This window comes from Yoonia maritima (genome assembly GCF_003003285.1).
In the GTDB taxonomy this organism is placed as follows: Bacteria; Pseudomonadota; Alphaproteobacteria; order Rhodobacterales; family Rhodobacteraceae; genus Yoonia; species Yoonia maritima.
Window position 1 is genome coordinate 116,819 of sequence record NZ_PVTP01000002.1, and the last position, 11,859, is coordinate 128,677.

Annotated in this window: 16 protein-coding genes; 3 read left to right on the forward strand and 13 right to left on the reverse strand. The window is 53.7% G+C overall.

Going from position 1 to position 11,859, the window contains the following annotated elements:
* Positions 1–25: 25 nt before the first annotated feature.
* The 5 genes from CLV80_RS03050 to trmD all read right to left on the reverse strand — a co-directional run bounded on the left by CLV80_RS03050 (position 26) and on the right by trmD (position 3,809).
* Positions 26–340, reverse strand: coding sequence for a DnaJ family domain-containing protein (locus CLV80_RS03050; protein ID WP_106354699.1), 315 nt, complete (start codon positions 338–340; stop codon positions 26–28).
* A gap of 449 nt (positions 341–789) precedes the next feature.
* A complete protein-coding gene (locus CLV80_RS03055) occupies positions 790–1,203 on the reverse strand; it encodes a DUF7282 domain-containing protein (protein WP_106354701.1) in 414 nt (137 codons plus the stop codon).
* 368 nt (positions 1,204–1,571) lie between these two features.
* Positions 1,572–1,793: a 50S ribosomal protein L31 gene (gene rpmE, locus CLV80_RS03060; RefSeq protein WP_090199856.1), complete on the reverse strand. Its 222-nt coding sequence runs from the start codon at positions 1,791–1,793 to the stop codon at positions 1,572–1,574.
* Between the two features lie 11 nt (positions 1,794–1,804).
* Complete coding sequence (gene rplS / locus CLV80_RS03065) at positions 1,805–2,188, reverse strand: 50S ribosomal protein L19 (protein ID WP_106354704.1); 384 nt, start codon at positions 2,186–2,188, stop codon at positions 1,805–1,807.
* Positions 2,189–2,990: 802 nt separating this feature from the next.
* On the reverse strand, positions 2,991–3,809 hold the full coding sequence (gene trmD / locus CLV80_RS03070; RefSeq protein WP_106354706.1) for a tRNA (guanosine(37)-N1)-methyltransferase TrmD: 819 nt from the start codon (positions 3,807–3,809) through the stop codon (positions 2,991–2,993).
* A 63-nt stretch (positions 3,810–3,872) separates the two neighbouring features.
* On the opposite strand from trmD, the gene CLV80_RS03075 reads away from it, so the two are divergent.
* Positions 3,873–4,799, forward strand: a complete 927-nt coding sequence (locus CLV80_RS03075; protein WP_106354708.1) for a hypothetical protein — start codon at positions 3,873–3,875, stop codon at positions 4,797–4,799.
* On the opposite strand, the gene rimM is transcribed toward CLV80_RS03075, so the two are convergent.
* The 7 genes from rimM to CLV80_RS03110 form a co-directional block, all read right to left on the reverse strand.
* A complete protein-coding gene (gene rimM / locus CLV80_RS03080) occupies positions 4,768–5,298 on the reverse strand; it encodes a ribosome maturation factor RimM (RefSeq protein WP_106354710.1) in 531 nt (176 codons plus the stop codon). The two genes, CLV80_RS03075 and rimM, sit on opposite strands and share 32 nt — an antisense overlap.
* Positions 5,299–5,503: 205 nt before the next feature.
* The gene (gene rpsP, locus CLV80_RS03085) at positions 5,504–5,896 is read right to left on the reverse strand and encodes a 30S ribosomal protein S16 (RefSeq protein ID WP_204353921.1); all 393 of its coding nucleotides are present in this window, start codon (positions 5,894–5,896) and stop codon (positions 5,504–5,506) included.
* A 48-nt stretch (positions 5,897–5,944) separates the two neighbouring features.
* Entirely contained in the window at positions 5,945–6,241 is a 297-nt protein-coding gene (locus CLV80_RS03090) for a chorismate mutase (protein ID WP_106354712.1), read from the reverse strand.
* On the reverse strand, positions 6,234–6,794 hold the full coding sequence (locus CLV80_RS03095) for a GNAT family N-acetyltransferase (RefSeq protein WP_106354714.1): 561 nt from the start codon (positions 6,792–6,794) through the stop codon (positions 6,234–6,236). Before CLV80_RS03095 ends, CLV80_RS03090 begins: the two co-directional genes overlap by 8 nt.
* Positions 6,791–7,339, reverse strand: coding sequence for a GNAT family N-acetyltransferase (locus tag CLV80_RS03100; protein ID WP_106354716.1), 549 nt, complete (start codon positions 7,337–7,339; stop codon positions 6,791–6,793). Before CLV80_RS03100 ends, CLV80_RS03095 begins: the two co-directional genes overlap by 4 nt.
* A 3-nt stretch (positions 7,340–7,342) precedes the next feature.
* Complete coding sequence (gene ffh / locus CLV80_RS03105; protein ID WP_106354719.1) at positions 7,343–8,842, reverse strand: signal recognition particle protein; 1,500 nt, start codon at positions 8,840–8,842, stop codon at positions 7,343–7,345.
* A 156-nt stretch (positions 8,843–8,998) separates the two neighbouring features.
* On the reverse strand, positions 8,999–9,514 hold the full coding sequence (locus CLV80_RS03110; protein ID WP_106354721.1) for a hypothetical protein: 516 nt from the start codon (positions 9,512–9,514) through the stop codon (positions 8,999–9,001).
* A gap of 111 nt (positions 9,515–9,625) precedes the next feature.
* On the opposite strand from CLV80_RS03110, the gene CLV80_RS03115 reads away from it, so the two are divergent.
* On the forward strand, positions 9,626–10,504 hold the full coding sequence (locus tag CLV80_RS03115; RefSeq protein WP_106354723.1) for a LysR family transcriptional regulator: 879 nt from the start codon (positions 9,626–9,628) through the stop codon (positions 10,502–10,504).
* Entirely contained in the window at positions 10,504–11,379 is an 876-nt protein-coding gene (locus CLV80_RS03120; RefSeq protein ID WP_106354725.1) for a DMT family transporter, read from the forward strand. The genes CLV80_RS03115 and CLV80_RS03120 overlap by 1 nt, the downstream gene beginning before the upstream one ends.
* A gap of 3 nt (positions 11,380–11,382) precedes the next feature.
* Here the strand turns inward: CLV80_RS03120 and CLV80_RS03125 are convergent, their stop codons facing one another.
* Positions 11,383–11,703, reverse strand: coding sequence for an ArsR/SmtB family transcription factor (locus CLV80_RS03125; RefSeq protein WP_106354727.1), 321 nt, complete (start codon positions 11,701–11,703; stop codon positions 11,383–11,385).
* Positions 11,704–11,859 lie beyond the last annotated feature (156 nt).

Sequence of the window (11,859 nt, forward strand, 5' to 3'; positions counted from 1 at the left end):
CCTCGGGTATGATCCGGGGCGGTGCCTATCCGTATTTACGAAACGCTTCCATCTCAATGGCCAGTTTTGTGTGAAGCTCGGACAACACCAGCATCTCATCCTTACGCGAAGTTTCATCCGTCAGTGATGTGAGTCGTTCTTGCGACGCAAGGATCTGCTGGCGCAAGATCACAACAGGCGACTTTGCATCTGCTTCGGTCATGATCCGATTTAGCACGGCATTCTGCGGATCATCCAACCCCGTCAGCGGCTTACCTGCACCAGGTAAATTATCAAAATCACCACGCTTTTCCGCGTTCTGGACGATTTGATCAATCAGGCTGCTAAGTGGGTGGTGCATGTCGCGGTGCTCATTGTTCAGAATTGGGGGACATGACCCGATTTATAGATGGTTCTGGCTCTTTACTATCTGTGTAAAAGGATATTGTCATGGGAGCCTTGGGGGAGCGGCGTACTGTATCCTACATCGCCTCTTTTTAATGGCTGGCAATTTTACCTGTTAAACGCGGTATTGCCGTCGATGTTGCTTTGAATTCGGTGGTTCTATTGTAGTCGACGGCATCGCCCGATGAAGGTAGCGACGGAACAATCACGGTGTCGTCTCATGTTTGATGGATGGTTCGCAGAAATATTCAGCCGAAACATAAGTTTGCACCATCATTTGAATAGGCATTTAGGTTTATTAATGCTGCATCGCCCGCAATTCGAATTAAGTTGCGTGCGATGCCTTGTCGTTGGTCTCTTGCTAAGGAACAAAATAAAATACTCGTAACGAGACCGTCTTCAAGACTATTCGGCAGTGATGACTGTCATGACAAGCTCGCCATCCACACGGATGGGACCGTCTTCTTTTGCTCCGAGCGTGTACTCAAAACCACCTGTTACCATACCACCTGCTTCCGAATGCACCATAAGCATCAACATTTCACCGGGCGCGATTTCCTCGGTGAGAATCGCCGCAACATCCATGTTGTCCCCCATCCGGAGAGGAGCATAGCCAACCACTGGACCTGGCTTCATTTCTGCATCAGTACGATGTACCACCATCCAGCCATTTTCTGCGGCCACGACCGTATCGGCACTGACGACACCGTTCTCAACTGATTGGTTGGTTGCTTCAACGGCGGGTGATGGTGCGTGTCCCGCGGCAAACACACCCGTCGCTGTAAGGGTTAGGGCAACGGCTGAAATCATCGTTCTCATAGGTATCTCCACTTGCATACTGATGAACACCATGTCCGCCAGATCACCTAAGTCACGTTGCGCCGTCTTAGAAAGTTTCACACGCTGACGAAAAAATCGACATACGCTGATATGGAATGCGTGATGAATTGTTGGGTACGGCGCAATGAGGGGGATTCTAGGAGGCTTCATGCCAGTAGTGCTTCGGCAAAGCTGTCTGTTAGTTTTCAGCAGCTTCGGCGTGATCGTCGCTAAATAAATGCGGTGACGATCGCAAACAAAAGCTGTTGTCACGTCGTCGATTTATAGTACCGCAAACAAAAAAACGCCGCCCATTCTCATGAGCGGCGTTTTTATTACGTAGGGTGGATCTTGATCCACCAGCGGTCTTAGAAGCCCAGACCAGCGTATTTGTTTTTGAACTTAGAAACACGACCGCCAGCATCCATCAGACGGGTTGATCCGCCGTTCCATGCTGGGTGTACAGATGGGTCGATGTCCAGCGCCATTTGGTCGCCTTCTTTGCCCCATGTGGATTTCATCTGAACCACTGTGCCATCGGTCATTTTCACGTCGATGAAGTGATAATCTGGGTGGATATCTTTTTTCATGACATCAATCCTTACGCTTCGGCGCCCTTAGGCGCTTTGTAGTTGGTGACTTCTGCGATACGTGCGGACTTACCGCGACGGGTGCGCAGGTAGTACAGTTTCGCGCGACGTACGCGACCACGGCGCACCACGGTGATGCTTTCGATGTTTGTTGAATGCAGTGGGAACACACGTTCCACGCCTTCACCAAAGGAAATCTTGCGAACAGTGAACGAGCCAGCAATGCCTTTGCCGTTCTTACGAGCGATGCATACGCCTTCGTAGTTCTGCACACGAGTACGTGTGCCTTCGGTTACTTTGTAACCAACGCGGATGGTGTCACCCGCTTTAAAATCGGGGATTTCTTTCCCCAGCGCAGCAACCTGCTCCGCTTCGAGTTGTGCAATCAGATCCATCTGACGGCTCCTTTGATATACTTGCGGTTATCCGCAATGTTTGTTTGCGTGGCTCAGAGCTCTTTGTCGTTACCGGGTCCGCAGTTGCGCCCGCAAGAGATGCGTCATCATTCTTTGTTGTGGTTGTCCGGCGTCACTGGTGAGTAAGGATCAACGCAGACCCGCTCAAAACCCAGATGGTTCCATAAACCAACACCCGGAATCAGCAAGCCGACCGGGAATGGCTGCGTATAGGCCGATGTTGGGGCGTGATCAAGGGGGCAGGGCGCGTGGGTGATCTACTTTTTGCCGGTTTTAGTGAACGGAAGCTATCTAAGGTCCAAGTGTGATTCCTCTGTTGTTCGCTAGCCTAAGCCGGGAATTATCACGATCCGAATTACCCCAAAGCCAGCAACCGCGATCCAAAAAAGCACAAATGCAAATCTCGACATGGCAGTGTCCGAGATTATTCTGATTGGAGGTTGAATGCGCGCCGCCAATCGTGAAGGCGGTCTCAGGCAAAAAGCGGTCATCGTTGAGGTAAGGAGCAGTGCAGGTACGCCGATGGAGAGTGATGTCGCAAGTTGACTATCTGGCGCAGATATTTCTTGCCACAAACTCGATTGCTCAGGTGCGATCTGAGAAATCAAGTAGAGTGAGGCAAGAAATACCGCAACTACGAGATATGTTGCTACTTCAAATTTTGTAAATTTCTCAAGTAAATTCATTTTAGAAATGTAGCATCAGTTTGAACTGAAGTATATTTGATTTCAAACAACTGATGAAACCGAACGCTCAGGCTCAATGCCCGCCGCGTAAGTATCTAGTTTGATTGACTCTTCTTTCCATACTTCTTCCACAAATCAGGCCGCCGCTCTTGCGTGATCTTTTCCGACATTTCACGTCGCCATTCTGCGATTTTGGCGTGGTTGCCGGATAGCAGTACTTCAGGGATCGCGTGCCCCTGCCATTCGGCGGGTTTTGTGTATTGCGGATGCTCTAACAGCCCGTTGGAATGGCTTTCTTCGACCGCGCTTTCAGCGTTGCCCAAAACACCAGGCAAAAGGCGGACAGTGGCGTCGATCATCGCTTGGGCTGCAATTTCACCGCCTGTCATGACGAAATCACCAAGCGACACTTCTTGGATACCAAAGTGCTGCAATATCCGCTCGTCCACGCCTTCAAACCGACCACAGAGCATGGTGACACCATCCGCGCGCGCCCAGTTACGGGCCATGGCCTGATCAAACCGCTGTCCGCGTGGTGACAGATAAACCATTGGCATTATGCCCCGCGCCCCAGCGCGGGCGTCTTTGATCGCTGCTTCTAGCACGTCAGCACGTAGAACCATGCCAGCGCCACCACCAGCAGGGGTGTCATCGACGTTGCGATGTTTTCCGATCCCGTATTCGCGCAGATCATAGGTCTGCATCTGCCAACGCCCATCTTGCAGGGCTTTACCCGTCAGGCTTTCACCCAATACGCCCGGAAAAGCTTGCGGGAATAGGGTCAAAATTTGCGCGGTCCATGACCCGGCAAGTTCAGGCGTGTCGGTCATCAGCTCGCGTGGTTTCAGCGTGGGCCGGATGGAAATGCGTCCTGCGGCTTTGCCGGCGGGCTTTGGTGGTATTTGTTCTGACATGCGGTGGTTCTAGGGGATGACACTGTGCTGCGAAAGGGGCAACATAACCGTCGGAGTAGATGGATGAGCATTGATTTCGATAGAATCCTAGATCATGCGGCAGATCGCGAAGCCGCGATTGCGCGATGGGATGCCGTGGCTGTGGATAGTCCGTTGATGACGCAGGTCGCGCGCGGTGCATTGCTGAGCGCTAAATTACACACAGCGGTTTTCGCTGGGGAGTTCCAAGGTCGTTCAGTCATCCTCAGACATATTGCGCGTCCTAATGCGGTGGACGTTGTCACGAAGGTGCAGCTGGAACTAGAGCGGGTTGGCGCAGCAATGCGCAAAGGTGATTGCCAGATTAACCAGCTTATAGCGACTGATCCTGAATGTGGTTTTATGATCGTATCGGTCGTGCCCGGTGTTCCGTTTTTCGAAGCAGACGATCCCGCGTTGTTGTCACAGGCAGGTCGTTGGCATCGCGTATTTGTGGGATCACGCCGCGAGATCGGGCACCTATCGCCGATGCATTGGCATAAGAAGTTGGCGGATATCCCATGTAATGGGCTTGATGGAGGTGACCTTGCGCTGGCGGATACTCTGAAAGATGCCCTTGCTGTACAAACACGTGCGTTGAAAGGTTTTGAGATCGCTCGTGTTGCGGGCCACGGTGATTTTGCGCCGCATAATTTTCGATATGATACTGGCGTGCTTTATGGGTTTGATACTGGCACCGGCGCAAAGGTACCTTTGGCGCGCGAGCTTGCGCATTTCATGCTGCATGTCGCGCTGAAATCTAAAGATACAGTTGGGGCATGGGGCATTTGCCCAGTGCAGGTCGATGCATTTGCGCAATCGGCAGGATTGCCGCGTACCGAATATGGTAGCACGCTGCGCTATTTTTTTGGTTGGTATTTGTATCGATCGTTATTGCGCTACGCGCGCAACGCCGGACGTCGGGAAAAGCTACGCGCGCTTATTCAGCAGTATCTTGATCCGGTTGGATAAATAGACCCTCTGGCGGATCAGCGATCACGCGGCCAGACGAAAGATCAACAGTTGGCACGGCGGCCTTAGTGAAAGGCAGTAGGACGGTTTCGGATTGGCCGGGCACAATAACCTCAAGCAGATCGCCTGCGCCGTGGTCCATGACGTTCTTAACGGTGCCAAGAGTGGCGCCACCAGTATCAAGCACCTTTAGCCCGATCAGATCGGCATAGTAATATTCGTCATCAGGCAGGGACGGCATCACGTCGCGGTCAGCGTAAAGGCTGATGTTGCGTAGCGCGTCGGCTTCTTCTTTGGTGGTGATGCCATCAACATGGGCGGTAAAGCCGTTCTTCAGCTGACCTGTCAGAACGATCTGGCCAAATTTGCGACCGTCTTCGGTGTAAAGCGGGGTGTAATCGGCAATTGCTGCGGGATCCGCGCAAAACGACTTGAGGCGGACTTCGCCTTTGACGCCAAAAGAGCCGCCAAGCGTGCCAACAATTACGCGGTCAGTCATTTGGGATATCCGATCTTACACACATTTGTTTGGTCCACTGTCCGTTGCTGTCTTCGCAATTTGCCTGTGCATTACTGCGTTCAGTCAGAATACCTGCAATGAAAGCAAATGCTGTGAAAATCACAAGGCGTAGCAAACGAAACATGGAAGTTCCCTAAAGGGATGGGGTGTTGCCCGGCGCAGTGGCCGGGCAACGGTGAGTAATTTACTCTTCAGAAGCAGCAGCTTCTTCTGCAGGTGCGTTTGCAGCTTCTTCAGCAGCTTTCGCTTTTTCTGCTTTTTCTTCAGCACGTGCCTGAGCAGCTTTGCCTGGTGTACCTTTTTTCGGGTTGCTGCGGTCTTTCTTAGGCAGCTCGCCTGCGGCTTCGAGCATACGGGAAACACGGTCAGTCGGCTGTGCGCCTTCGCCCAACCAGTATTTCACGCGCTCGATGTCCATTTTCACGCGGTCTTCGCTGTCTTTTGGCAACATTGGGTTATATGTGCCCAGCTTTTCGATGAAACGGCCATCACGTGGCATGCGGCTGTCAGCAGCAACGATTGCGTAGTGAGGGCGTTTTTTAGAACCGCCGCGTGCGAGACGAATTTTCATAGCCATGGTGTATTCTCCTATAAATGGCAGGGGTGTGGTGGATTGAAATCCACCCTACGATTGGTGTTGTTTGTGGTGTTGGATTACTTCCTGAATGATGAAGTTCAGGAATTTCTTGGCAAACTCAGGATCTAGATCGGCCTGGCTTGCAAGTTCGGTCAACCGTGCAATCTGCTGCTCTTCGCGCGCAGGATCGGACGGTGGAAGGTCGTGTTCGGCTTTGAGTTTGCCGACGGCTTGGGTGTGCTTGAACCGCTCGCCCAATGTATAAACAAGGATCGCGTCCAATCGGTCGATGCTATCGCGGTGGCCTTTAAGCACCTCGGCGGCGCGGGTAATAGCGTCAGACATGGGACGTTCCTTTGCTGGGATCATGGTTAAATGTAGTGTTGGCGTCCACCGCATCAGGGGATGGATGCCGCCAGATGTACATTTTGCCTAGCGTTTCGTGATGGTAGGTTTCGCCATCGGTGCAGCCCATGCGTTTGGCAAGGGCGACAGAGCGGCTATTGGTCGGATCGATCAAGCTGATCGCAGTGGTCCAGCCAAGAGTTTGGTAGGCGTAGTTGCGGGCGGCAAGTGCTGCCTCATGGGCGATGCCGCGTCCTTCGCCGTTTTCGAAAAGAGACCATGCGATTTCCGGTTCTGGCCAGCCTTCGGGGTAGTAAAGCCCAACGACACCCAATGCCAAATCCGTTTCGCGATCTGCAACGATCCAACGCCCGAAACCGCGCAAGACCCAATGCCCTGCGATTTCTGCAAGCTGGGTAAAAGCCTGCGCCCGGGTAAACGGCCCGCCAAGCAGTTTTGTGCGGTCAGAGCCCCGAAATTCGGCATAGTCATCAAAGTCGCGCCATTCGGGTGCGCGTAGAGTTAGCCGTTCAGTTTGCAACACAGGGATCATGAAATTGCCCCTGCTGCTTGGGCGGTGGCGCGTGGGTTGTCGTGGGCAAGATGCCGCATGACGATCACGTTTTCACCATCGATCACGTCGCGGCGTTCTTCGGTCGCCCCAAGGCGCGTTGCCAAAGAAAGCGAACGCGTGTTGCTGGGTGCGATGAGCGAGATCAGCGGTTCAAGCCCAAGTGTCCGGCCAGCCCATTCGCGCACAGCGCAAGCGGCCTCGAACGCGTAGGATTTGCCTTCGAACCCGTCAAACATATGCCACGCCATTTCGGGCTGCGGCCATTCGATGTGGTTCAGGACACCAACGCGGCCAGTCGCCACGCCAGTCTCTTTTTCAGTCACGGTAAAGAAACCGTAGCCATGCCAATTCCAGTGCCCAATGCCTGCGATAAAACCACGCCAAGCGTCACGTTCACTTACCGCGCCACCCACTGTTTCCATCCGCGCAGAACGCGTTGCCCAAGCGGTGAATGCCGCTAGGTCGCGCTTTTCTGGGCCGCGAAGGACCAGACGTGCTGTGCAAAGGGTGGGAGCGGGAGTCATTGGTTACTTTTTCTTCCCGAAACCAGACAGACCGGGTGGCAGGCCCATGCCGCCGCCAAGACCGGGCAGACCACCGGGCATTTTGCCTTGCAGGGCTTTAGCCGCTTCTTCCATGGCTTTTGGGTCGTTCATGTCGGGCATTCCAGCTGGCATACCGCCGCCTTTGCCGAACATGCCTTTCATGGCTTGTTTCAGCATGCCGCCTTTGCCCATCTTCTTCATCATGTCAGCCATCTGACGATGCTGTTTGACCAGCTTGTTCAGTTCAGACACTTCAAGACCGGCACCTTTGGCGATCCGCTTTTTGCGTGATGCGGCCAGTAGGTCAGGGTTCGCCCGTTCCTTTTTCGTCATGGAATTGATCAGCGCAATTTGGCGTTTCAGGATGCTATCATCCATGCCAGCAGCGGCCATCTGTTTACCCATTTTGGCAGCGCCCGGCATCATGCCCATCATACCTTCCATGCCGCCCATCTTGAGCATCTGCTCGAGCTGCATTTTCAGGTCGTTCATGTTGAAACGGCCCTTTTGGAACCGCTTCATCATGCGTTCGGCTTGTTCAGCCTCGATGGTTTCTTGGGCTTTTTCGACGAGCGCAACGATGTCACCCATGCCAAGGATACGACCAGCGATCCGGTCAGGCTCAAAGGTTTCAATCGCGTCTAGCTTTTCACCGACACCGACAAAGCGGATCGGTTTGCCAGTGATCGCACGCATCGAAAGCGCCGCACCACCGCGACCGTCACCGTCCATACGTGTCAGGACGACGCCAGAAACGCCGATTTTGTCGTCAAATTCTTGGGCGACGTTGACCGCGTCTTGACCTGTCAGGCCGTCGACGACCAGCAGTGTCTCGCGTGGGCTAACGGCGTCACGCACCGCCGCTGCCTGCGCGATCAGTTCTTGGTCAATATGCAACCGGCCCGCAGTATCGAGCATATAGACGTCATAACCACCAAGGCCGGCTTGTGTCTTGGCGCGTTTTGCAATCGCAACCGGATCTTCGCCTTTGACGATTGGCAGCGTGTCCACGCCAATCTGACCACCAAGGATTTGCAGCTGCTCCATCGCCGCTGGGCGGTTCACGTCGAGTGACGCCATCAACACGCGCTTGCCTTCACGTTCTTTCAAACGCTTAGCTAGTTTCGCAGTTGTTGTTGTCTTACCGGAACCTTGCAGGCCGACCATCAGGATCGGGGCAGGCGGGTTGTCGATTTTCAGCGCGCCTGGGTCTTCGTCACCGGTTAGGATATGCTGCAGTTCGTCATGAACGATCTTAACGACCTGTTGGCCGGGTGTGATCGACTTAGTAACGGCCTGACCTGTTGCTTTATCCTGAACGGCCTTGATGAAATCACGCGCCACCGGCAGCGAGACGTCAGCCTCAAGCAATGCCACGCGGACTTCGCGTAGCGCGGTTTTGACGTCGTCGTCAGATAGCGCACCCTGTTTGGTGAGCTTGTCAAAGACGCCTGAAAGGCGGTCGGATAGATTCTCAAACATAGGCCTTGGCCCCTCGCGTCGTTTCGGTTGCCTTGCGTATATAGGAACGCTCGGCGTAAAGCAGTAGCGCCCCCGTGGGCGCAACGCGCTGACGGAGGGCGATCCCCTAGATTTCGGGGACCGGAAAGCTGGTGCTATCCGGGTGTTGGGTCGCGTTTACGCTCGCATGGCGTCTGAGTCAACATCCTGCGCTAGCCAGTCGTTAATGGCTTTGGCAACGTCATTTGCTCTACGTTCCGCGATGCGACCGTTTTCGTATGAAGCCGTCAGGGGATGCGTACCTTCGTCCATTCCACCATCCAGTATCACTGCCACGTGTTGAAATTTTTTATTGGGTTCGCGAGGGGAGGAATATGTCTGAACCTCTGCGCGTGCCACATTCGCAAGCTCGTGGCGAACACGCGTGCGCCCAAAGACAGTGCTTCGCCTGATTTCAAACAGATTTCGGCTACGGTCAAATAGAACGTCGATCCGCTTTACCGCCGCGCAAAAAATGACGCCGACCGCTATCGCTATCAATGTTAGCATCACGCCTGCAAAGGTATCGCCATTGGTGAAGTTATGAAGCGCCCAGCCGACCAAGGCGACAATTGCAGCACAAATCGTGAGGCCAGCTGCCCACGGCACGTTTTGTACAATTAGCTGCTCTGGCGTCTTATTCGCGATCTTCATTGGTGTAATATGGGTGCTAATTCCGTTAATTTCCAGAGAATTAGCTTTGCGGTCTTGAACATACCGCCCCTTTTTCTATCTTAGCTGTTAATAAACGCACAGGGGCGGCACATGGATAACTGGGACGAAATTCGCACTGCGTATCAAGTGGCCCGTAAAGGAACAGTGAGCGGCGCAGCGGACGCTCTTGGGGTTCATCATGCCACAGTCATTCGCCATATTGATGCGTTAGAGACCCGATTGGGGGTTAAGCTGTTTCAGCGGCATGCACGCGGTTACACGGCGACCGAGGCGGGGCAGGACCTGTTGCAGGTCGCCCAAGCAACGGATGATCAATTCACGCAGTTGGCTGGCCGCATCAAAGGGCAGGGCGAGGGCGTGTCCGGCGATCTGGTCGTCACATCGCTTGAGATGGTGTCGGACTTGCTGACCCCGATCTTGACCCGTTTCCAAGCAAACCACCCAGAGGTGCGCGTCCGTTATCGGACCGGCGACCGTGTTTTCCGTTTGGAATATGGTGAGGCACATGTTGCCGTTCGGGCAGGGCGTATGCCCGAAGAACCCGACAATGTCGTTCAGCCGTTTATGTCACAGCGCATGGCGCTTGTTGCTTCGGCTCCTTATGTCGAAAAATACGGTATCCCGAAGGGTATTGAGGAATTCAAAGACCATATCTTTGTCGGACATGACGACGATAATAGTCGGGCCCCCTTTGCTAAATGGATGCGCGATAACATTCCAAGCAATCGTATCGTCTATCTGGCAAGTGAAAACCGCCACATGCGCGACGCAGTGTTGACCGGGGCGGGCATTGGTTTTGTTCAAAGCCATTTGCTGAAACGAGATCTTGGCCTGACCGAAGTGATCCCCCCACAAGAAGAATGGGAATCAGCCCTATGGTTGGTGACCCATGTTGATCTGCACCGCACGACCAAGGTGCAGGCATTCCTGCGATTCTTGAAAGACGAAGTAAAAGGCATGAGCTGCTAATGAAGCCTTCACATGCTGGGCATCTCGCGATGCTTTCGTTTTCGGTGTTGATTGCCGGGTCTTTCTCGCTTGGTGCGCTGGCCGCAAATGAAATTACCCCATTGGCGCTGAACTCAGTTCGGTTTTGGATTGCCTGTGCAATTATCGGTACCGCAGCAATGGTAACGACTGGTATCCCACGATCTGCTGCGCAGGCACCGTGGCGTTATCTTGTGCTGGCCGGGTTCTTTACAACCTATTTCGTTTTGATGTTTGAAGGCCTGAAAACCGCAGCGCCAGTCAGTGCGGCGGCGGTATTCACATTGACCCCGATCCTAAGCGCAGCGTTCGGCTGGCTGCTTTTGCGTCAAGTGTTGACTGGGCGCATGGCGCTCGCCCTCGGCATCGGTGCACTGGGCGCCATTTGGGTGATTTTCCGTGCCGATATTCCAGCCATTCTACGGTTTCAGATTGGTGCGGGTGAAGTCATATATTTCTGGGGCTGCGTCGCCCACGCCGCCTATACGCCGCTTGTGCGCAAGCTGAACCGGGGCGAACCAACGCTCGTGTTTACTTTTGGTACGCTGGTTGCGGGCGCAATTATTCTTACGTTCGTTGGCTGGAACGATCTAGTCACGACTGATTGGGCGCATCTACCGAATATCGTATGGATCACAATCGTTTATACAGCCGTTATCGCAAGCGCGACCACCTTTACGCTATTGCAGTTCGCTGCATTGCGCCTGCCAAGTTCAAAGGTGATGGCTTATACTTACCTAACACCATCTTGGGTGATCGTATGGGATATTGCACTGGGGGGAACTGCGCCGCCGGCAATGGTATTGCTTGGGCTGATATTGACGGTTGTCGCTTTGGTAATGCTGCTGCGGGATTAGTCGCTATTTCAGTTGCGTGGCGAGGAATGCTTCGAATGCGTCTAGGTCGATGGCATCCATCTGTCCAAAGGCTTGCATCCAAACTGATGCTTCGCGCATTGCGTCTGGTTCAAGCTTACACCATTTCACGCGGCCGCGTTTTTCCTGACTGATGAGCCCGGCCGTTGTCAGGACACCTAAGTGTTTGGAAATTGCGGCCAGCGATACTTCGAATGGTTCAGCGACGTCGGTGACAGCCATGTCGTCCTCTAACAACATCGCAAGGATCGCGCGGCGTGTCGGGTCGGCTAGGGCAGAAAATATGATGTCGAGCTTTTGCGTCATAGGCTGACGTCCTAACAATGATATCGCAGGCAGGCCAGCGTTTCATAACAAGGGGCGATCTTTCGAATCTGAAGGCCAGACAAAACGATGACGTTCCAGTTCAGCGGGCGTCATTCCAACATCGCGTGCGATATGATCACTGATATGCATCGGGCA

What these genes read in the sequence shown, in the direction of transcription:
- CLV80_RS03050 (WP_106354699.1), bottom strand. Translation starts at nt 340, where the DNA reads ATGCACCACCCACTTAGCAGCCTGATTGATCAAATCGTCCAGAACGCG.
- CLV80_RS03055 (WP_106354701.1), bottom strand. Translation starts at nt 1,203, where the DNA reads ATGAGAACGATGATTTCAGCCGTTGCCCTAACCCTTACAGCGACGGGT.
- rpmE (WP_090199856.1), bottom strand. Translation starts at nt 1,793, where the DNA reads ATGAAAAAAGATATCCACCCAGATTATCACTTCATCGACGTGAAAATG.
- rplS (WP_106354704.1), bottom strand. Translation starts at nt 2,188, where the DNA reads ATGGATCTGATTGCACAACTCGAAGCGGAGCAGGTTGCTGCGCTGGGG.
- trmD (WP_106354706.1), bottom strand. Translation starts at nt 3,809, where the DNA reads ATGTCAGAACAAATACCACCAAAGCCCGCCGGCAAAGCCGCAGGACGC.
- CLV80_RS03075 (WP_106354708.1), top strand. Translation starts at nt 3,873, where the DNA reads ATGAGCATTGATTTCGATAGAATCCTAGATCATGCGGCAGATCGCGAA.
- rimM (WP_106354710.1), bottom strand. Translation starts at nt 5,298, where the DNA reads ATGACTGACCGCGTAATTGTTGGCACGCTTGGCGGCTCTTTTGGCGTC.
- rpsP (WP_204353921.1), bottom strand. Translation starts at nt 5,896, where the DNA reads ATGGCTATGAAAATTCGTCTCGCACGCGGCGGTTCTAAAAAACGCCCT.
- CLV80_RS03090 (WP_106354712.1), bottom strand. Translation starts at nt 6,241, where the DNA reads ATGTCTGACGCTATTACCCGCGCCGCCGAGGTGCTTAAAGGCCACCGC.
- CLV80_RS03095 (WP_106354714.1), bottom strand. Translation starts at nt 6,794, where the DNA reads ATGATCCCTGTGTTGCAAACTGAACGGCTAACTCTACGCGCACCCGAA.
- CLV80_RS03100 (WP_106354716.1), bottom strand. Translation starts at nt 7,339, where the DNA reads ATGACTCCCGCTCCCACCCTTTGCACAGCACGTCTGGTCCTTCGCGGC.
- ffh (WP_106354719.1), bottom strand. Translation starts at nt 8,842, where the DNA reads ATGTTTGAGAATCTATCCGACCGCCTTTCAGGCGTCTTTGACAAGCTC.
- CLV80_RS03110 (WP_106354721.1), bottom strand. Translation starts at nt 9,514, where the DNA reads ATGAAGATCGCGAATAAGACGCCAGAGCAGCTAATTGTACAAAACGTG.
- CLV80_RS03115 (WP_106354723.1), top strand. Translation starts at nt 9,626, where the DNA reads ATGGATAACTGGGACGAAATTCGCACTGCGTATCAAGTGGCCCGTAAA.
- CLV80_RS03120 (WP_106354725.1), top strand. Translation starts at nt 10,504, where the DNA reads ATGAAGCCTTCACATGCTGGGCATCTCGCGATGCTTTCGTTTTCGGTG.
- CLV80_RS03125 (WP_106354727.1), bottom strand. Translation starts at nt 11,703, where the DNA reads ATGACGCAAAAGCTCGACATCATATTTTCTGCCCTAGCCGACCCGACA.